This is a genomic window from Leptolyngbya sp. AN02str (assembly GCF_050565595.1).
GTDB lineage: Bacteria > Cyanobacteriota > Cyanobacteriia > Elainellales > Elainellaceae > Kaiparowitsia.
Map to the genome: position 1 here is coordinate 130,897 of NZ_JBNXVR010000009.1, position 21,505 is coordinate 152,401.

General features: G+C 53.1%; 11 protein-coding genes. 4 read left to right on the plus strand and 7 right to left on the minus strand.

Features of this window, described 5'->3' with window-relative positions; genetic code table 11:
* The gene (locus ACQ4M4_RS09400; protein WP_430684232.1) at positions 1-3,027 is read right to left on the minus strand and encodes a GUN4 domain-containing protein; all 3,027 of its coding nucleotides are present in this window, start codon (positions 3,025-3,027) and stop codon (positions 1-3) included.
* A gap of 662 nt (positions 3,028-3,689) precedes the next feature.
* Here ACQ4M4_RS09400 and ACQ4M4_RS09405 point away from each other — a divergent pair.
* Together ACQ4M4_RS09405 and ACQ4M4_RS09410 are read left to right on the plus strand one after the other, a co-directional pair.
* Positions 3,690-7,454: a CAAX protease gene (locus tag ACQ4M4_RS09405; RefSeq protein WP_430684233.1), complete on the plus strand. Its 3,765-nt coding sequence runs from the start codon at positions 3,690-3,692 to the stop codon at positions 7,452-7,454.
* A gap of 1,170 nt (positions 7,455-8,624) precedes the next feature.
* Positions 8,625-8,870 (plus strand): hypothetical protein, encoded by a 246-nt coding sequence (locus ACQ4M4_RS09410; RefSeq protein WP_430684234.1) that lies wholly within the window; start codon positions 8,625-8,627, stop codon positions 8,868-8,870.
* A 425-nt stretch (positions 8,871-9,295) separates the two neighbouring features.
* On the opposite strand, the gene ACQ4M4_RS09415 is transcribed toward ACQ4M4_RS09410, so the two are convergent.
* From ACQ4M4_RS09415 to ACQ4M4_RS09440, 6 genes are all read right to left on the minus strand, one after another.
* Entirely contained in the window at positions 9,296-9,439 is a 144-nt protein-coding gene (locus ACQ4M4_RS09415; protein ID WP_430684235.1) for a hypothetical protein, read from the minus strand.
* Positions 9,440-10,065: 626 nt separating this feature from the next.
* Complete coding sequence (locus ACQ4M4_RS09420; RefSeq protein WP_430684236.1) at positions 10,066-11,139, minus strand: pentapeptide repeat-containing protein; 1,074 nt, start codon at positions 11,137-11,139, stop codon at positions 10,066-10,068.
* An 845-nt stretch (positions 11,140-11,984) separates the two neighbouring features.
* Positions 11,985-12,701 (minus strand): ABC transporter ATP-binding protein, encoded by a 717-nt coding sequence (locus ACQ4M4_RS09425; RefSeq protein ID WP_430684237.1) that lies wholly within the window; start codon positions 12,699-12,701, stop codon positions 11,985-11,987.
* A gap of 72 nt (positions 12,702-12,773) precedes the next feature.
* Positions 12,774-13,991: an ABC transporter permease gene (locus tag ACQ4M4_RS09430; RefSeq protein WP_430684238.1), complete on the minus strand. Its 1,218-nt coding sequence runs from the start codon at positions 13,989-13,991 to the stop codon at positions 12,774-12,776.
* A gap of 82 nt (positions 13,992-14,073) precedes the next feature.
* A complete protein-coding gene (locus ACQ4M4_RS09435) occupies positions 14,074-15,408 on the minus strand; it encodes an efflux RND transporter periplasmic adaptor subunit (RefSeq protein ID WP_430684239.1) in 1,335 nt (444 codons plus the stop codon).
* 239 nt (positions 15,409-15,647) lie between these two features.
* A complete protein-coding gene (locus tag ACQ4M4_RS09440) occupies positions 15,648-16,181 on the minus strand; it encodes a GbsR/MarR family transcriptional regulator (protein ID WP_430684240.1) in 534 nt (177 codons plus the stop codon).
* A gap of 711 nt (positions 16,182-16,892) precedes the next feature.
* Between ACQ4M4_RS09440 and ACQ4M4_RS09445 the strand changes: the two genes are divergently transcribed.
* Together ACQ4M4_RS09445 and ACQ4M4_RS09450 are read left to right on the plus strand one after the other, a co-directional pair.
* The gene (locus tag ACQ4M4_RS09445; protein ID WP_430684241.1) at positions 16,893-17,855 is read left to right on the plus strand and encodes a DUF7507 domain-containing protein; all 963 of its coding nucleotides are present in this window, start codon (positions 16,893-16,895) and stop codon (positions 17,853-17,855) included.
* Positions 17,852-21,505: a TonB-dependent receptor gene (locus ACQ4M4_RS09450; protein ID WP_430684242.1), complete on the plus strand. Its 3,654-nt coding sequence runs from the start codon at positions 17,852-17,854 to the stop codon at positions 21,503-21,505. Before ACQ4M4_RS09445 ends, ACQ4M4_RS09450 begins: the two co-directional genes overlap by 4 nt.

Below are 21,505 nucleotides of genomic sequence, written 5' to 3' on the forward strand. Positions count from 1 at the left end.
TTAGAGCCCGCAGTCCTTGAGGCGCTGCATGAGGTTGGCTAGCATATTCATGTCGGCTCCACCGTAGGAGCGATCGCCCGAAATGCCCGCCCCAGCCATAAACGATCCCATGGATGATAGCCGCCAATACCATAAAGCTGGCAAATGGCCAATTTGGTTTGGCAAATGAAAGTCGAGCTGCTTGTACTCGCGAAACATGGGATAGACGCCGCCCAGCTTAAACATCCATTTGACAAGAAGCGCAAACTCGACAGCTCGTTTGTTACCGCGCAGACTGGCGTTAAGCGTGTTGTAGATGCGGGCCTGGGCACTAAAGCCAAAATAGCCGTTGCTGTGGGATGACCACAGTTTATCGATGGTGTGAAGATCGACGCAGGGCAGAGCTAACAGTGATTCAGGACTAAGCCAATCTTCTTGTTCCCGTCGGGTGGCTTGCAGCATCACGCGCAACGTTTCACTATCTGCCTCGCGCCAGCGACCCTCTTGTAGCAGATCTCGCAAAATACTGTAGTCCACGTTGACGGTGGAAACCAGATCATCAGAACGGGAGGCTTCGGTGCTACTTTCGGGGGCGGGGGCCGATTCTGCCGAGGGGGCGTCTGGGGTGGTTGCTGCTTCGGGTTCTGCTGGTGGGGTGGGTGGATTGACGGGTGCTTCGTAGGCAAGGGCCGTGTTTGCCTCGATTTGCATCACGTCTTCGGATTTGATTTCTAGCGTTTGGGCCAGAGCAATGATGCGATCGCGCTCTTGAATCGGTAGGGGATAGTGAGTGCGGGCGGCTTCGCTGTAGGCTCGCTCAAACTCATGCAGACGTATGGTGTATTGTTCTCGCTCTGCCTTGACCTCGCCCTCCAAAACGTACTCAATTTGGCGAACGTCCTGTTCTTTGAGGCCGGCGGCTTGCCATGCCTGGTCAAGGCGTTGGCGCGTGGCATCACTCAGGGGAAATTCCTTGGCGATCGCAGCTGCGAACTCGTGCTGATAGTGATCCAATCGCTTGTGGGAGTGTTGGCGCTGGGCCTCAGCCTGTGCTGCAAGCTGTCGCTGAATTGGCAACACATCCTCATCACTCAGCTGCAAATTTTCTTGAATGCGCTTCAAATTTTGCTGGCTGGCTTCACTCAATGGGTACTCCTCTTGAATGCTACGGGCATATTCCTGGCGATACCGTTCCAGGTTGGCATGTTTGCGATGAACGGTGTCTCTCTGGGCGATCGCCTGCTGTTCGATTTGGATAATATCGTTATCGTTTAGTTCTAGATTGGCCTGGAGTTGGTGTAGATGATCACGCGTAGGTTTGTCGAGAATTGGCGAATGGGCAATCGCTTCCAAAAAACCGGTGCGGTATTGCTCTAGCTTGCGGCGATACTGAGCATGCTGTGCTTCAATTTCGCGAAACACGGCTTGGCGAATCGCCTCAGCATCCGTCGGCTGAATTCCCAAAGAATGCTGTCGTTTTTCAAACTGTAGTAGCGTCTCTGGGGCTGGTGGATATTGGGTTTGAACTTCTGCTAGCCATTCCTTCTCAAGCTGGCGCAAATTGGCACGATACTGCTCTCGCCGTTGCTGATCGGCGGCGATTAGACGCGCTTCAATGTCTGCCACATCCGGATCGGTCAACTGCAGCGATCGCTGCAAAGCCGCCAGCGTTTGCCGCACCGTGTTGCTAACGGGATAGGATTGAGCGATCGCCTCCCGAAAAGCTGCCGTGTACTGCTGAACATGCTGTTGATGCGTTTCTGCTTGCTCCACATAGGGCCGCATCACTGCCTGCTGAATGGGCTCTAGCTCTGCATCCGTGAGCTCCAGCAGCGCTTGCAAATCCTTTAGTTCATCCACTAACGTTTGACTCAGGGGATAGCTGAGTTCCAAGGCCGCCGTGAGAGCTTTGCGATAGCGCAGCAGGTTATCAGCATGTTCGCGATAAGGCCGCAGGACTTCATTTTCAATGGACAATGCCTGGGCTGTTGGCAGATCTAGCTTCACCCGCTGTCGATCTAAAATGACCCGAGCCACTGGCGAAATGCGCCCATCGCTCATGTAGTGCTCGACCTGCTCGCGGTAGCGCCGCCCCGGATCGATGAGGGGAACTCGCGCCAAGTTAATTTCGCAATCCTCGTCACGAACGGCGATTAACTCTGGGTGCGCTGTGGGAATTTCGGCCTGCACATGTCGTCGGGCATAGTCGTGCAGCTCTCGAACCGAAACTTCGGCATCTCCATTTTGGTCGGCTGCTCCAGAGGTAATGCCCTCAATTAAATAGTGGGTATAGGGAGACAGATCGGAGTTGGTGGCGGTGGAAAGAGAGCCCTCACCCAGCAAAATGACGCGACCTTGCAGCCCCAACTGTTGCTTGAGGGTGGTGACAAATCCATAATCCTGCGCCACTGATTCTGATGATGCAGACCCGCTAGAGATGGGCTGTGCCCCACCGGATGATGCAGCAAGCTGGGGCAACGGCACAACTGGGTTGGGCATGGAGGGCACAATCTGGTGAGTGCCATTGCTGGGGGTGAGACGATCGCCCCGATGAATGCCATTGCCATCCTGAGTAAGGTTGCCGTTGGGTTGGTGGAATTGCGCTGTCGGTACCTGGCTGGAATCTTGGTTATGGGAGAAACCGCAGTCCAAAATGATGACCTGCTGCTGGGACGATCGCCCTCCAATCAAGGCTTGTACCGAGCTGGCAGGAACTGCTGTTGAGCGCACCAGTTGGCCCTCTGCCGTTGTGCGGGTGGAGTGAGTGGTGAAATAGGGTCGGCCGACTTCATCTTGCACCCCCCGACCGGAGTAAAACAGTACGGCCAAATCTTGAGGGTGACACTTGCGGAAAAACTCTTCGATTGCTTCTTCCATCGCCATGCGATCGGGGTCAAAAACAGGCATGACTTCCGCAAACCCGCCCATGTCGGGATGCGTCAAAATCTTCTCCATCGCTTTGACATCGCTGAGTGCGGTTGGAGAAGCTGCGATCGCATCGTGATGTTGATAATTGCTGACCCCGATCAGCAGGGCATATTTAGCCATTGGCAATGGTAGAGCCTGATTCAACCTAGATGATCGCTCGTTGCTCCGTTAGCCCAAACGGGCGATCATTTGGCTTTTTGGAAATACGAAACCTGATTCGAAACCCTAAACCGATGGATACAAACCCCAATGTCTTTAATTTAATACGGCTTTTCTTGGATTGATACCGTATTGCAAAACCAGGTGGGTTTCATCAACCATCCACACCGGTGAAACCTAACAAAACCCAACCCAAAAACGCCTCTTGAGCATGAGGCTTGGCTGGAGATGAATATGTCATGATGCAAAGTACTAAAACGCCACAATGTCTTGCACAAACGTCATTTGGCTGCAATCTTCTTAGGGGATGATGAACGCTGCGAATCCTTGTGAAAGATTAGAAACGAAGTCACCCTGAGTTGGGTGGAACGGATGAACGAGCTGACCTTATCGCTTTAGAGTAAAGGCCTCAAAGCAAAGGCTTTAGGGCAAAGGACTCAGGAGCAAAAGACTTCAGAGACAAATTCTAGTCCTTGGGTGGCCACAACGAGAGCAAGGGATGTCCATCCAACCCGACCGGAGGCAGCTCATGCTAAAGAATTTTGGGCATTTCTCTCAATGTTGGTCATTTCGCTTATTTTCTAATCAATGCAATTCATTTTTTAAGATCTCTCGATATCGCAATGCAACCGACTGCACTTCAACAATTTGGTGATTTACTGGGCAGGGCATTTGCCCTACAGCCAACCGCGTTTCAATACGTTGCGATCGTGCAACATGGTGTGTGGTTTGCCCTGCTGGTGGTGCTGTTGGCGGGTTTATCGCTCAGTATTGCCCAAAGCATCATTTTGTTTATCAACCATGTCAAACCGATCCGCTTCGTATTCAGCCTGTTGATTAATGCGGTGCTGTTTGTTGCAGGTTTCATTTTTTTGGTGCTGAGTACCTGGCTTATTGGGTTGCTGCCGTGGTCGGTGGGGGTGCGGTTACCTGAATTGTTAGCTGTGCTGGGTTTGAGCTATGCTCCGCTGCTGTTTAGCTTTTTGGGAGCATTGCCCTACTTGGGAGTGCCGATTCTCAATGTGCTGTCGGTGTGGCGCTTGCTGGCAATGGTGGTTGGGTTTGGCGCGATCGCAGATGTGAGTGGTGCTTTTGCCGTTGGGTATGTGGCTGTGGGCTGGGTGGTGTTGCAGTTGCTAGAAAATACCGTGGGGCAACCCATTGCCCAATTTGGCAAATGGCTGGCCGATCGGGTGGCTGGAGTGTCGTTAGTCAGTAGCCAAAGCGAACTGGAAGAAACCATTGAGGCGCACCTCGACCACTTATCGATGGCCGTTTCAGATTCCAAAGATGGGGTGCTAGCTGGGGTGTCGGGTGGGAAAGGTGCAGATGAGCAGGCGATCGCCAAGCGTCGGAGAAATACGGCTGTTGCCGAGCAAATTTTTGCCCCCGATCCCTCAATTGGCGTTGAGGCGATCGCCGCCAATGCCGTTGACTCCTCCACGCTGCGAATTTCGCGCAAGGCTGGCCTCAATAGCCCCCTGCTCAAGCTCAACCAGCGCGCCAAAGGAATTCCCCAGCCCGTCAAGCTGGTGTTTACGCTGCTTGCCATGGTGGGCCTGTTTTTGATGGTGGCCCTTTTGCTTGCGCCAATTCGCGATGGCTTGTTTGGCTGGTATGTCAATTTGCCAGGGGTCTTCCGCTTTGTGTTTGACTGTGTGTGGATTGGGATCGTGGCTCTGGTGTTTGCGGGTATCCTCGCGCCGTTAGAAACGTTGGGCTGGTGGGCTGGGTGGTTTGGTGAAGGTGTAGACACCGGACTAGAGCCTGTGTCCGAGGATACGGTCATTCTCGAATCGGACGAAACGGATGCGATCGCCCGCTATGTGGTGTATTTGGATGGCATCGGCCAATCGGGGCACGAATACACCCCCGATGTTGAAGCATTTTTAGATGCGCTGTCGCCAGCCCTACCAGACGACATGGAGCTAATCGATGGCCTCATGATGTATTCCGTCTTCAACAAACCGTTGGATGAAGATCGTCCGCTGGCATTGTTGTGGCGGTTGGCCGATCGCATGCGCTGGGCCAATCCCAAAGCGTTGCTGGGGTTGATGCTCAATCTCCGCAATATGTTGATTGTGGCGGTGTGCGCCGATCAACGCTATGGCCCGGTTTACACCCAGGGCATTGCCCAGACCTTATATAACGGGTTAATTCAGCGAGGCTACAAACCCGGGAGTAAGGTTCCCATTAGCCTGATTGGGTACAGCGGCGGAGCCGAACTGTCTGTGGCGGTGGCACCCTACCTACGACGAGCCATGGGAGTTTCCATTGAGGTAATTTCTTTGGGCGGCGTAATGAGCGCCAATAAGAACTTCCTCAAGGTTGAGCACCTGTATCATATCGTGGGCGATCGCGACATTGTGGAACGCTTTGGTCCCATTTTCTTTCCAGGGCGTTGGCGTATCTTTCCCTTGTCCTACTGGAATCGGGCAAAGCGCAAGGGCAAAATTAGCATCTTGTCTGTGGGGCCAGTGGGGCACCAGGTTCCTGGCGGATACATGGATCCCGACGCCAAGCTGAAAGATGGCCGAACTCACCTTCAAAAAACGATTGAGCTGGTTCTCAAAATTTTGCGAGACGAGCCCATCTTTGAGCCACGGCCCATAACGCCCAAGCCGAGCCACTACTCTCGCTATCAGGCCGCAGAGTTTGTGCATCCTGAGTACTATCCGCTGCACCAAACGGTGGATTTTCAGCTGTACCAACCCATCAACCAGTGGATGGGGCGCTTAATCCTGCCCAAGCAAGATGAACGGCGGCAGGTTCGGGGCGTGTGCTTTGAAGTGTGGCACGCTCCGCCAGAGTACGGCCACCTGGTGGGAAAGGTCGTCACCCTGCGTTGGCTCAACGATCCGCGTGTGAAGCGACGGGTGGCCGCCGTTACCAAAGATGTTCACTTCAGCGCCGATGCAGAGTTTAGCAGCCAGTTTGGCGGGCTAATTCATCCTGAGCGGCTCAACCACTGGCATCGCGTAGGGCCATTGGAGTCGCTAGCGGGATCGCGACCCACCGACGACATGATGGTGCAACTGCTGAATGAGGTGCAGGTGTCAGAGTTTCCGTCGCGGGTGGTGCTCTATATTCGCGATCAACCGTCGCAAATTACTGGGTGTTACTATGCCGCCGTCCAGTTTGTGGAGGCGATCGCCCACACGCACGAGTTTCGGATTCGCCATTTCAACAAAGCCACACGCCAGTTTGACGGTCCCGAGGAGCGGGTGTTGCTGCCTCCGGTCATTGCTGATCTCAACGGGTGTTACCCTTCCACCACGCGAGATTTGGAACGAGTGCCGCTCAATGAAACTGGCTGGTACATTTACGGTGCCAAAAATCGGGATGGTCAGTTTGTGGTGCAGTCGTTGGCTCCGCGCGCCCTCCTCAGTTTGCGCCCCCAAGAAGTCATCTTTGGTGCAAAGCAGGGATACGACTACGTTCGCAATCAAGCCTGGTCTCCTGAAAATACGCGGCGCGGCAAGTGGGGCTCGGTGCTGATTCATCAGCAGGCGGCAGAGGTGCAACAGGCGATCGCCGATTGGCAGGAGGGCGATCGAGCCCTGGTGATTCATACCTATGGTGGCATTGGCGGCAAACGGCGAGAACCCGCCGCGTCCACTCCTTTATTTTTTGGGCATTTTGCCTATGGCTATGCCGATGTCGTGCACGATCCCCTTACCGATGAGCTGCGATTTGACATTCAATACTTGCAGGTCTATTCCCACAACACCGATGGCATTATTGCCGGAACGCTACACTGGTCGTGCTATATGGGCGATCGCCAGTTTGGGTGGATGGGGGTGCGGCCAGTGTGCGATCTGCTCATCAAGCTCGACTCCTTTACCGAACCGTACGAAATGGATGGCAGCAGCATTTCGCCGTTGGATACCATGATGCGTCAACTCCAAGCCATGACAGCCCGCTATCGTATTGGCGACGGAACGGGCGGTACCTATGTTGGCCCTGCCAACAACTGCGCTCAAGATTCCAATCAAGCATTATTCGCTAGTATTCAAGCCGTAGAGCGATATCTGGCCAACAATCCTCAAGCACTCCGAACCTTACTGAGTGAAAGTACCGAACAAGCCCAACGCTTTCGGCAATTAGTAGAGTTAGGCCGCAGCCTGCAGAGAAAGCTTCAGCCCTTGGGTGGGCCACGCTCCGATTGGGAAGATCACGAGTACAACCTGGGCAATACGCTAGAAGACAGCCCGGTTCGTAGCCTGCTAACGGGCCTGGCTAGTTGGCGAACCATGCTGCCGCGCTTGGCTAGCGACACGATCGCCCACAGTTTTCTCAAGCATGGCGCAACCGTGTGGGTACTTCGCTCCAATCAGCTCGGCGGCTACGATCCCAATATTGAACCGATTCGGCCAATGACGTTGTAAGTACCTCGACACCATTAAAAGTCAGACCCCAACACTCCGTGCTGCCTGCACAGTGGCTAGTACGGAGTGTTGGGGTTCATGTTGAATCACGGCTGTCTACTTAGCAAGATAGGAAATTAACTATCAAGTCATATGTAAATTTCTGTTTAAAAAACTCAATCATGATTCACAAATACATGGATGAGGGAGACAAAAATCAAAAGCTTCATCACCATCTGCCGGGAGTCGTTCTAAAAAATAAGTTCTCTGTTATACAAAGCTCTGTTATCCCTCGATACAAAAAATATAAAGTCCTGTGACCTATTGATACAAAAAAATATTTTGTGCCAAAATCATTTTCTCAATTTTCGCTGTTGCTGCCATCGCCAAGTTGAATCATCACTCACGAGTTGCCCAATTTGCTAATAGTTGAAAGCGTAAATCATTGAAAAACTCTTTAGCTCAAAAAGCCTATAAGTCATAAAAAATAGGGCGATTGCCTATCCTTATGTATAGGGAAATGATCCTAATCCCCCCAAGAGATATCGCGAAAGATGCCTTATTTTGAAGATTAAACATGACTATAGGCAGATCCACTTTTTAACGGGTTGAAACGAGAATGTTTTTAGCGGGGAATAAGAAGCCAAACGCTGCTGATGAAGAACGACACTGCCCAAAGGTTACTCTTCCTAGGTTTGAAGGCCTAGCTCAGTAAAAGCGAGCTTTTACTGCTCTTACCCTTCATTCACTTGAGAATGGTCTCCAAAATCGATCTGGAAAAGCAACTCCTAAGGTTAAAAAGCTTTCCTGAAAGTTAAGACATAGCAATAAATCAATCCAATTCGTTATTTGAGTAGCTCAACTTTTTAGAATAGAAGGGTAACTCAAATAGGGCACCCTCTTCGTTCACTGAGTATAAAAGCCTATTTTGATCGCCCTAGAAACTCTCATCTGTCACGTATTTGATCGCCGCACTTCAATCACGCACTAACGACAAGCTTTTTACAAGCTCACGATGTACACATTTCTCGTTCAGCTTGAACCTAGTTGGGTTTTCAGGCTCTATAGAGCTTTGTCTTCGAGGTGGTCCTTGAGGTTTGTAGGTACTGCGATCGCCGTTCAATCCTTCAACGACGTTTTTGAAGAAAGTTCTCAGCAACTGTTTAGCAATTCAGGCATAAGGGGTCAACGATGATAGCCCAAAAAGCAATTAGCGAATGGTTAGGTCATCCTATTGATAAAGCTCAAATTCACCAATCCACTTTAAAACTGTGGGTAAATTCCACAGAATATGCCGCCCTGGTCATGGTTCTGTGCAACCGCATCCACCAATTACGGGATATGGGTCTGCAATGGATTGAAGTGACGGGGAGCGACGGCTTATCCACAGCGCTCAATGTAGAAGTCGTGTGTACTCTCAAAGATCAATTCTTTTAGGTTCGTCAGTTCTGATCGCAATGCTGCTTTCAAGAATCCAAGCTGCTCAGTGTTGCGATGAGCCGTCAACGCCAACTTTCTACCATGACTAACTAATGCATATCATGGACATCTAAAACGCTTTGGAGCCTGCGCTTAGCGCAGGCTCCAAAGTTAGCAGCCATTCATCCCGTAGACGATAAAGCCTAGGCAATTGTTAGGAACCTTGAAAGAATAAAGATGTAAGAGCTACAACATCCTCTTTTGGTAAGAGAAAGCTCTGTGAGTACTGAAGCCACTCAAAACCTATATCTTCCGGCGGTTGAGCTTATGAACATCAGAAAGCTAGAGTTTAGAGCAGGACTATGTGTTCATACGAGTCCAGATGCGGGGTTACTGATTTGGTAAGTGATGTTCACCAAATTCAGTACTAGCCAGCTAGCCCGTTATTGACACTCAATGTAGGCCGGAGCACAGGGGGGGTTCTTCATTTGAATGTCTTCGATCGTGCCAAATTCAGACGGATTCAGGCCCCCAAGCCCTAAGACTGACGTGGATAGGTAAACCACCGCAGCAGCAATAATATTCATAATTCCTCGAGTAGATGCAACCTTGTACGTATATCTTGGCTCATAGCTCATCAATCTAAATCCGGACAAATAACCAATCCATGGGCTGGCGTTTCAGAACGGATCTAGGGAGATTGCTGAGATCTCAATTTAGGTTTTGAGACTGTTTTGCGAACATTGAGCCTTTGGTAGATGGCCTTTCAGCGCTGAAAAGCTAGTCATATTCTTAAGTTTGCAATCATCATGATCACCTTTCCTGTTGAACGGTAGGACTTGTGTTAATAATGTGAAGTTTGAAGAAAATTCACCACAGCACGTTTAATTCGACACATTGTGTACGGAGATCGCTCGGGTAAGGACACTGCCTACGTTAACATTGCCTACCTTTTTGAGAGATTGCCTTATGAAGATGGGCTTTCATTTGGAGATGAATATCATGGGACTTGCTTTGTTTGAAGCAGGCTAGACATGACACTAACTAGACTGGTGACATCGACAAATCAGCTTGGAGACCTCGTTGGTTCATGAGTTTTTATGAGGTTGTAAGGTGGAGGTTGGCACAGGGCGATCGCGCAAAATGGGCTTCCACACGGTCAACCTACAGAATTGTGCCGCATTCTCACCAGCAACTCTGTCGCAGCAAACTCTTATTGAGAAGAAATATTGCCGTGAATTAGTCCTTCTGGCAAGATGGCATCCACCAAGCATGCCCCATCCAAATTTGCTTCCCACAAGTTGGCCTGCCGCAGATTGGCTCCTCTCAAGTTAGCTCCCTGCAGATTTGCTCGACTGAGGTTTGCCATACCCAAGTTGGCATAAGCTAGTTTGGCATTGCTCAAATCGGCCTCATTCAGCGAGGCTTCTCGCAAATCGGCCTCGGCGAAATTGGCTCTTGTGAGTGATGCTTTGTACAAATTAGTACCGATCAGGTTCGTGCCAATCAAAACGGCACCTGCAAGGTTGGCGTGGCTCAGGTTGGCCATGCAGAGGTTGGCCATGCTGAGGTTAGCCCATGACAGATTGGCGTGGTAAAGCGTGGCACCAATCATATTTGCTAGGGACAAAATGGCACGGCTCAAGTCGGCTTGGCGTAGGTCTACTTCTCGCAAGTTCGCTTGGGTTAGCGTTGCCTCACGCAGGTCGGACTGGCTTAAGTTTGCTCCATATAGGTTGGCCCGGGTTAGGTCAGCCGTGTAGAGGCGACTTGCCCGGAGATCGGCTCGGTCAATAACCACCTCGCGCAGTTTGGCCATACTGGCATCCACTTGGGTGAGGGTGGCATGGCTGAGATTGGCACCGTCCAAGCTCGCTTCGCGCAGGGTCGCTTCGCGCAAATCTGCCATTGCCAACGTCGCCATATTGAGATTCGAACAACTCAGATCGGCATGAACGAGATTGGCTTCTCGTAGGTCTGCTCCAACAAGATTGGCCTCTCTCAAATTTGCTTCTTGGAGGTCAGAGGTGTAGAGAATGGCTTCTTTGAGGTTGGCACGGCTGAGATCGGCTTGCCGCAGGTCGGCCATGCAGAAATCGACTTGGTTGAAGGCTCCCTCGCGTAGGTTGGCATGGCTCAACGTCGCTTCGCGCAGGTTTGGACAGTTGAGGCTGGTCTGCCCAACTTGGGGATGCTCATCTATTGGGTGTTCATCAACCGTTTCTCGCCACTGATTCCACGTTCGTGGCCCTTGTTTTAGCAGGGATAAATGCTTTTGGTTTGCCATCGCTCATCCACAGTTCAACAGCGAGAAGTGAATAAAATAGGGTCGATCTTAATGTGTTGGAACTGAGTGCCCACTCATTGGCTTTGAGGTTAAGAGACTGGGGTGTCTAGGTGAGTAAATGAGGGCTAAAAGGAGGGTTGAAAATTTGGATGACGCTACTATGAGCGGGGGCAACTGTTAGCAGGTTTTACAGCTGGACTTATTAAGATGATTGCTTCATGACAACAGTGTGCTACTTTACACTGCTTGTGAAGGGGGCTATGACACTTTTGAGACTTCAGGGATAGTTTGCTTGAGCGGGTATCCTTTGAAATCGGCCTCTAAGGCAATTTCTCGAAGACTTTTGGAGATCGGTTGGACTTTTTTCTTGAATTCTCCGATTGCCTCATGGATTGAGCAATGTAGTTATTAAAACATATGAACGCCGTTGATTAAGTAAAGTTACGTAAAAGCTGGTTGCTGGTAATTTGAAGTGTTGGTTGGAAACGCCTGTGCAGATTTCCATTTGTAAAGATTTGTTGAGTTAAGGGTTGCTATGCTGAGTATTCCCGCCTAGTGCCCAAAAAAATCGCAGAGGATGAGCTTCGTTGTTTTGTGTGAATGGGATGGGCTCTCGATTCGTTGCGGTGCGGTGCGATCGCCCCTCCTTCTGCATAGGGTTGGCCATTTGGGGAGCTGTTTCGCTTCACGCAGCTCATGGGCCAATTGAACGGAATGAAACGATAGAGACCTGATGGCCTGTCGGCCCAACGGGTCATTCAAGCTGATGGAAGCTTGCTGGAAATGCGGAAATTGGAGCTTGAGATCTCTTGGGTTAGAAGGTTGGGGTTTGTGGATGATGAACGCTAGAAAGCAACCGCGACTTGCCCCAGTTCTGCGGGTTCTAAGTGGGCATGAATTACTTGTCCATCGCGGAACCAAACAACCCGGTGCGTGAGGCGAGCGACCTCGGGTTCGTGGGTAACCATAACAACGGTCATGCCCGAATCGTTTAGCTCTTGAAAGATTGCCATCACCTCTTGTGTGGTTTTGGAGTCGAGGGCTCCGGTTGGTTCGTCGGCTAGCAGCAACACAGGACGGTTAACAATGGCACGGGCGATCGCCACCCGTTGCTGTTGCCCTCCAGACAGTTGATTGGGACGATTGTTGAGGCGATTGGCGAGGCCCACGCGGGTTAAGGCTTCCTCGGCGCGCTCCGTGCGTTCTGCATGAGAGATGCCAGCGTACACCATCGGTAGCATCACATTTTCTAGGGCAGTCAACTGCGGCAACAGGTGAAACTGCTGAAAGACGAAGCCAATTTTGCGATTACGAATGACGGCTAAGTCCGCATCGCTCATGTTGGCGACATCCAGCCCATCGAGGTAATAGTGACCTGAAGTCGGGCGATCGAGACAGCCAATGATATTCATGGCGGTCGATTTTCCTGATCCAGAAGGGCCCATAATGGCGCAGTATTCACCGGAGTCTATGGTTAGGTCAACCTCGGCTAGGGCACGTACTTCGGTATTACCAGCACCGTACACTTTGGAAACCTGTTCGAGGCGGATGATGGTTTTCATAGAGACAAGGGGTTAGGAACTGGGGTTGAGAGGAAATTGGGAGAACGCGTGGAGCGCTGAAGGCTAGTGCAATTAGGCGCTGCGGAGGGCAACGATGGGATCGAGTTTGGCGGCTTGACGAGCCGGAACAACCCCAAAGAACAGGCCAATGCCACCAGAAACACCAACTGCCAGTACCACTGCAACAGGAGAAATGCCAGCTTTGAGCGGTGTGATTGCTCCAATAAAGGTGACGCCGCCAACCCCAATTAGGGTGCCAACGACCCCCCCAATGGCTGCCAGAATGACTGCTTCAATCATGAACTGGGTCAAAATATCGTCTTGGGAAGCGCCAATCGCTTTGCGGAGGCCAATTTCTTGGGTGCGTTCGCGTACTGAAACCAGCATGATGTTCATGATGCCAATGCCACCGACAAATAAGGAAATGCCTGCGATCGCCGCCAGCATAATGGTGAGCGCTCCGGTGACATTGCCAACAATAGTGAGTGCATCTTTTTGGGTTTGAATGACGAAATCATCCTCATTGACGATTTTGTGTCGTAGCCGCAGCAAGTTGGTCATTTGAAACTGAGCCGCAATAATCGAGGCTTCGTCGCGGGCGGCGGCGGAAATAAAGGTGACCTCGGTGCCATAGGGCGATACATTACCTGTGATCTGCGCAGACATGGTGGTGAGGGGAATGTAGGCCACATCATCCTGGTTGTTTCCCAAAAAGGCCCCTTTCGATTCCATTACCCCAATGACTTGAAAGCTGACGTTTTTGATACGGATTTGCTGGCCAATCGGGTTGGCATTGCCAAATAGAGTCTCTGCCAACTCAGAGCCCAGGGCGGCAACGCGGGTACCACGCTGGACATCCAGATCGCTTAAAAAACGGCCTTGCTCCACATTAAAGCTGCGCACAACGGTGAAGTCTGAGGTGGTGCCCATAATCGAGGCAGACGTGTTGCGGTTGCCAGAAACGACCGACTGCTGAGATTGCAACTGCGGCGCAACCGCTTCCACCATGGGCACTTGGGTGGCGATCGCTTGGGCATCTTCGTAGGTGAGGGTGCGGGGAATGTCGTTGGTGCGACGACCGGAGTTGTTGCCCGGTACCACAAACAGCACATTCGGACCAAGAGACTCAAACTGTTCGGAGGCGTAGCGCTGTGCCCCTTGGCCCACGCCCACCATCGTAATCACCGAGGCGTTGCCAATAATAATGCCGAGCATGGTGAGCGCACTGCGAAGGCGATTGGCGGTGAGCGTTTTCACCGCCATTTTTACGCTTTCACCAATATCAACCATGGGTTCCTGCTCCTGAAATGTATGCAGACAAGGACGAGTTGAATCGTTGCAAATACAAACAAACTCTGGGATAGCGGCTGAGCTACGACTGAGGGTTCATCCATTTCTGAGCTTCGCGAGGAGGGAGGTCGATAAAGACGCGATCGCCCTCATTGAGGCCATCCAAAACCTGGGTATCGTTGCCGACTGCGCTGCCCAGGGTCACCGGGCGAAACTCGGGTTGGTTGCGATTATCTGGCACAAGAACCCCATCCTGTCCGTCTTTGCGCACAATGGCCACCGTAGGAACCACAACCGCACTATCGAGGCGATCGCCCAAAAACGTCACATCTGCATTCATGCCCGACAGCAAGACGTCTTGCCCCGTCGTCAGCTCAATCCGAACCTGAAACGACGTGACATTTTGTTGAACCACGGCCTCCGGCGCAACTAACCGCACCCGTCCTTGAAACACTTGCTCGGGCAGAGCATCGGCTCTCACTTCTACCGCTTGGCCAACCCGAATCTGGCCAATGTCCACTTCGGGCACCTCCGCCAAAACTTCTAACCCCTCCGCCAACGCCACAATCGCCGTCGAGGTCGCCGATGACGCTTCCGAAGCCGAGGTCGTGGGTGTCACAAAAGACCCCACCGTGGCATAGCGCTGTGTAATCACCCCGCTAAACGGGGCGCGAATGACCGTTTCTTCTTGCCGCACTTCGGTGGCTTGTAAATTGCCAAGGGCTTCTTGCAGTTGAGCTTCGGCATCGGCGATTTGCTCGGCGCGGCTACCACTGCGACCCAGCGCCAGCCGCTGTTGGGCGGCCCGCAGATTGGCCTGGTTCAGCTCTACCGTGGCGCGAGCGCTCTCGGCTTCGCGAATGGCAGCATCCAGGTCATCTCGAGAGATCGCCCCTTGGGTTTGCAGGGTGCGGTTGCGCTCTAGCCGGGTATTAGCCAGGTTGAGTCGGGTTTGGGCCTCGTTGACTTGAGCCTGGGCTTGATCAACTTCGGCCTGCCGCTGAGCAATTTCTTCGGGAAGGTTGCCTGCGCGCCGTTCGGCCAAACGAGCCTGGGCCTGGGCAACTCGGGCTCGCGCTTGCGTGAGCTGGGCGGCAATCTCGGCACTTTCCATTTGGGCGATGATTTGCCCCTGCTGCACGCGATCGCCCTGTTCAACAAACAGCTCTGACACAATGCCCGACGATTTGGGACTTAGGTTCACGGTTCGGGTAGGTTGCACCTTGCCACTTGCGGTAATTCGCAGCGTTAGCGCAGTTGACTCTACAGGAACCGTCATCGTGCTAATGTCGGGGGCATTTGCCTGCTGACGAGCCATAAACACGCCCAGCGAACCAATACCCAGCACACCTGCGGCAACCAACCCTAGCAACCAGGGAGCAGGTTGGCGACCTTTTTTAGACAGAGGAAATTGCATAGCGATGGAAGTGAGTGTTTGACACGAAAGAGGTGAGGAGCAATCGAACCACGAGGCAACCGGCGAGCAAATGATGCAAAGGTATGAAGTCTAGAACCGTGTCTGCCCTACGAAGAAGCGCGTATCCAATCGGTGAACAGGTGAACTGTGATGCGAATATGCGAACCAGGTGAGTGCTATCACATGAGGGGTATTGAATCCGATATGACCTGAGCGAAAGAGGGTAATCGCTGCACGGTTTATTGCCGAGATACCCGTTTTTGGGCTTGTTCTTCCTCCCATCGTTGATTCAGCAAGGGGAGTTCTCGCTCAAGAAACGCATGCATATCTCGCATTTCTTGAAGCCGCTTCTGTTGGACAGGGGGAGCCTCTTTTAAAAGATCCAAGCCGCGTTCGGCTAGCTTACGAAACGCCACAATTTGGGCGAGCCGTTGTTCGGTCATGTGCGTCCAGGCGTTGGTTTTGATTTGAAAATAGTCGCGGCGATCGCCCGGTAACCCTACTTTTTCAAGCAATCCAATTTGAATGAGTAGGCGCGTTATGGTGCTGATAGAGCCTTTGCTGGCTTGCAGCACCTCGGCCAGATCGGCACTGGATTGTTGAGGCGGTTCTGAAATGAGCAACCAGCCAAAAATCCGCCCAGCCATGCGAGGAAAGCCCGCTTGTTCAAACATGAGCCCCACTTCTTCTACAAAATGGGTCTTTGCGATCGCCCGCTCTGGATTCAAGACTGCTTCAACCTGAACAACGTTTACATTTCTTAAACCTACCATATTTCAGTTTGTTCGATTTGTTCAATATTTACTGAACTTTGGAGATAGATAATTCGAAAGCCTCGAAAATTGGGGGCAAACTACGTGGATACTGCCACTCTAACGCAGTGGTATTAGGTGTCGCCTCATCCTGTCGAATTAGCCCATATGATGGCTCCCCCAATTTGGAGGACGCGTGCTGCAGCATCTGCTGCGATACCGGCCTGTTGGTTCGCCAGCTTGAACCAAAGCTGGCACAGCGGCATTGAAGTAGGAATCGTGAGGTGTCATGCCTGTGGAGTCCTCAAGGGGAAAAAATGCTGTTGGGTCACTGCTTTGATCGACTAGCCTTAACCACAAAAGCAGGTTGTCAGACAAGTTTGCTGGGCTCACTCCGGAGAGTTGATGCATTTGTCTACCGTCTTTACCAGAGCTTCACAAGATTAATTTAATACCCAGGTGTCTATGTGAATTTTCGGAGTCGAGCTTGATGGATACAAGAACACTCTGAGGCTCGATGACTCGTATTTCCGGGAATTTGGTGGTTTTTTGCGAAAAACCATGTTTGTAGACGCAGCTGTTGTCAGATAAAAGAATTTGTGGGAAATTGTTCAGGTATTTCGTATCCGCGTAAATACTGAAGTAGGGGCATCGCTGAGTGTGTGACCTAGATGGGCTGGGTCGAGTTTAAGTTCTGCGCAATCCGGTTATTCCTACGAATCGGGGTTCCACATGTACCGCTTTTCTCGCTGGTTGAGATACAGCGGCCTGTTCCTGGCGTCGTTACTACTCGCATTGGGTTTAAGCTACGGAATTACGCCGCAACAACCACTGGTGGCTCAAACGGTGCTGACCATTACGAATCAAGGGTCGGCTAGCTTTGAAAATCCCAGTGGTGAGGTGACCAATGTCCCCTCCGATGAAACAAGTTTTACGGTTCTGGTGCAACCGTCCAGTCTGGAGTTGATAAAGACTGCCGATCGCGCCGCAGCAGAGCCAGGAGATACGGTGGTTTATCGTTTGCTCGTTCGGAATACGGGGGCGATCGCCATTAACAATCTGCAAATTGATGACCAGTTGCCGCTGGGCCTGGAGTACGTTGCTGGCTCGGCTCAGGCATCGTTGTCTGCCGGAAGCGTGGTTACTCCGGTGACGTTGCCTCCTCCCGTCGTCAATGGGCGATCGCTCACCTTTACGTTTCCCCGATTGGAACCTGCACAAACCTTGAACCTGGCTTATGCCGTCCTGCTGACGCCAGATTCGATTCGGGGCAATGGGCGCAACCAGGCGATCGCCTGCGCCGAGGGTGTGGAGTGTAGCGAGTCGAGCTACCAGCTTGTGATTCGACCGGGCATTTTGTCGGATTGCGGCACGATTGTGGGTCGCGTGTTTGTAGACCGCAACTTTGATGGTGAGCAGCAGTCTGGCGAACCGGGTGTGCCCAATGCGGTGATCTTCATGGATGACGGCAACCGCGTGGTGACCGATGCCGATGGCCTGTTCTCGCTGGCCAACGTGGTGGCGGGCAACCGGGTCGGTGCGCTGGATTTGACCAGCCTGCCGGGATATACGCTTGCCCCCAATCTGTATCGCATTGAGGGGAATAGTCCATCGCGCTTGGTGCGGCTGGCTCCGGGTGGCCTTGCCCGCATGAACTTTGCTGTCACACCAACCTTTGGGGAGGGTCAGTCATGAATTACTGGTTTTCCATGTCCTTAAGGTTGGGCATGTTGGGCTTGTCTGGGGTGCTGGGTGCAGTGCTGCCCGTAGCCGCAGAGGTTGATGTTGTCGCTGATGACTCATCCGATTTGGGCCAGTCGCCAAGCCCAATTGCGAATTTGCACTGGATGAAGAGCGGCTCAGAAGCGGCGATCGCCCCTGCTATTTCGACTGAACCCTTGGCAACCGGAGCGGCTGGGCTGGTGGTCGAGGAAATGAGCCGCGATCGCCAGTGGCAGCCTCATCTATTGCCCCATGGTTCGGGTGAACTCACCGATGCGTCTGTTCCCGCAACCGCCGCGATCGCCGAGACCGCAACAGCCCAAGCAGAGCTGTCCGAAGCCGGATCTCAGACGATTGACTCCTCTCGCGAAGTGCCGAGCCAGCCCAACTCAATGCCTCTGGCGCAAACCTTGCTCACTGATCCGGTACAGCCATCGGAACTTGGGGCTGAGGCTGGGGAACTAGAGGGCTACCGGCTAGAGCTGTTTCCGCTGGGTGCCTCTAGCATTCAGGCCGACAATCGCTCCACATTGGAGCTGGCAGGTCGGGTGGTTAATGCCGATGAAGAGGTAATTCCCGATCGCTTTGTGGTGACCTTGACTGCAACCGCAGGCCGATTTTTGGGGGCCGACTACGATACCGATCGTGCGGGTTTCCAGGTGCAAGCCCTCAATGGGGAGTTTTTGGTACGGTTGCAGGCCAACTCGCAGGCGCAACGAGTGCGGATACGGGCGGCAGTGGAACGGCGATCGCTCAGCTTGGCGCGCGCATCGCGGCTCAACCTGCCGTTGCCCAGTAACAGCACCCCCCAGCCGCAAACTCAGGTGGCGCTTCCCTTTCCGGGAGATGAGCTTGAGGCTTACACCGAAGTCGATTTCACCACAGAACTGCGGCCTTCACTGTTTACCGGATTGCTCAATCTGCGGATTGGGCAGTCGGGCACCAACTATTGGGGCAGCTTCCGCGATTTTCTCGACCCCGATGAACTAACCGACGGGACCGAAGTAGATTTTGATGCCACGCTGTTTGGCATTGGACGCTTGGGGGAGTGGTCGTTTTTGGGGGCGTACAACAGCAGCCGTACGCTGAACGAGTCCTGCGATGGTAACAATCGCCTCTTCCGAGATGACCAAAGCTGCGAAAGCGCCTATCCCGTCTATGGCGATAGTTCCACCGTCGATTTCCTCACACCCTCGTCCGACAGTTTGTTTTTGCGGTTTCAGCGTGACTCGCGCACACCAGGAGCCGAGCCTGACTTCTTCATGTGGGGCGATTACAACACGCCGGAGTTTTCCCGCAGTTCGCAGCTATTCACGGCCACTTCGCGCCAGCTCCATGGCTTTCGGGGCAACTACAGCCTGGGCAACTTTCAAGTGACAGGCATGTTTGCCACCGATGTTGAGGGCTTTCAACGAGATACGATCGCGCCCGATGGCACCAGCGGTTTCTACTTTCTGTCGCGTCGATTGGTCATACCCGGTAGCGAAACGGTGTATCTGGAGCTGGAAGAGTTGGGTCGTCCGGGGGTGGTAGTCGAGCGGGAGGCGCTGCGGCGCGGCCCCGACTACGAGATTGACTATGACCGAGGTACGTTGCTGTTTCGCCGACCAATTCAGCGTACGCAATTCGATCCGTTTGGGCGATCGCTCGTGCGGCGAATTGTGACCAGCTACCAATACGAGGGAGGGCAAGACACCAACCTGTACGCGGGGCGATTGCAATACAACTTTGTGCAGGGGCTATCGCGCGGGAGCTGGGCCGCCGTGAGCTACCTGAATGAAGATCAGGGCGATCGCAACTACGAGCTGTACGGTGGCGACTTTCAAATTCCCATTGGAGAGACAGGGCAAATTGTGGGAGAAATTGCCCGTTCTAGCCGCGATCTGCCCGGAGTGGGTACCCAAACCGGAACGGCCTATCGGCTAGAGGCCAATACCCCGCTGGGCAACAGCGTGCGGGCACAACTGCTCTATCGCTCGGTTGACGAAACCTTTGCCAACGATGCCACCACGAGCTTTCGTCCGGGTCAAACTCGGTTGGGGGCTGCGCTGGCCGCCTCGGTCACCCCATCCACCCAACTTCAGCTTCGCTATGACTTTGAGGAAAATTACGGCACCTCGCCGCTGCTGATTACGAACCTGGCGGATTTGCTGAATCCGGGGTTGATTGCTGCACCGGGGGCCACCGTCAACAATACGCTCACCAGCTTGAGTGCAGGGGTGCTGCAGCGAATTGGAGATGCATCGCTGGGGGTGGAATTTGTCGATCGCAACCGCAGCGATCGCGCGGGCAATGCCTTTGATGTCGATTCCAGTCAGTTGGTGACTCGGCTCGATTGGCCCATTGCGCCTGATCTAACGCTGCGTGCCCAAAATGACCTCACCCTCAGTAGCGAAGATGATCCCATCTATCCTGGACGAACAGCCCTGGGCCTGTCCTGGCGGTTTGACGAATTCACAACGTTAGATCTCACCCAGCAGTTTTTCTATGGCGGGGTGTATGGCGACAACTCGGTGACCAGCATTGGCACCACCTACAGTCGCCAACTCACTGAAGACACCACCCTCACCGGGCGTTATGCCGTGGTGGGCGGCATTTCTGGCATGATGGGCCAGCAAATGGTTGGCATTAACCACGGGGTGGCGCTGGCTCCAGGGCTGCGGCTGCGCGTTGGCTATGAGCGCATTGCCGAGGATATTTTGCTGGAAACGGCGGCGGGGCAGCAGTTTGAGCAGCCCTATGCGGTGGGTCAAAGCGCTTCGGCGCTGGGCCTGTCGTCGGGCGAAAGCTACAGCATTGGCCTGGAATATACCGATAATCCCGACTTTCAGGCGAGCGGTCGGTTTGAGCGGCGCACTTCGCCCAACGGCAACAACACCGTGTGGACGGCGGCGGCGGTGGGGCGCATTACCCCCGAGTTAACGGCGTTGCTGCGATTCCAGCAAGGCAACTATGCCAACCCACTGCTGACGGGTCGCCTGGGCGATACTGCTAACCTGCGGCTGGGATTGGCCTACCGCAATCCTCGGAGCGATCGCTTCAATGCTTTGCTCAGCTATCGCTATCGGCAAAACCCCTCGCTCATTCCCGACAATATTTTGCAGAATTCGGGTAATGGCACAGATGACCATACCTTTGCCCTGGAGGCAATTTATGCGCCGAGTTGGCGGTGGGAGTTTTACGGCAAGTTTGCGCTGCGGCATTCCAACTCTTACCTGGCCAACGACCTGACGGTGAATAACACGATCGCCCTAGGACAGGGACGGGTGGCCTACCGCCTGGGCTACCAGTGGGACATTGCCGGAGAAGCCCGATGGATTGGCCAGTCGGAAACTGGCTTTGATGAGGTGGGCTTTGCCACCGAGGTGGGATACTACGCCACGCCCGATTTGCGGGTGGGGTTGGGCTACAGTTTTGGTCGGGCAAACGATACAGACTTTGGCGATCGCTCCGAGGGGGGTCTGTACTTGAACATTAGCTTCAAGGTGAATGAGCTGTTTGGCGGCTTTGGCCGACAGCGCATTGCGCCGCCCCAGCAGCAAGAATCCATCGTTCAGCAGGCAGCGGGGGCACCCAGCGTGGATGCGTTCCTGGAGCCACTGGCACCCGAGGGAGAGGAATAA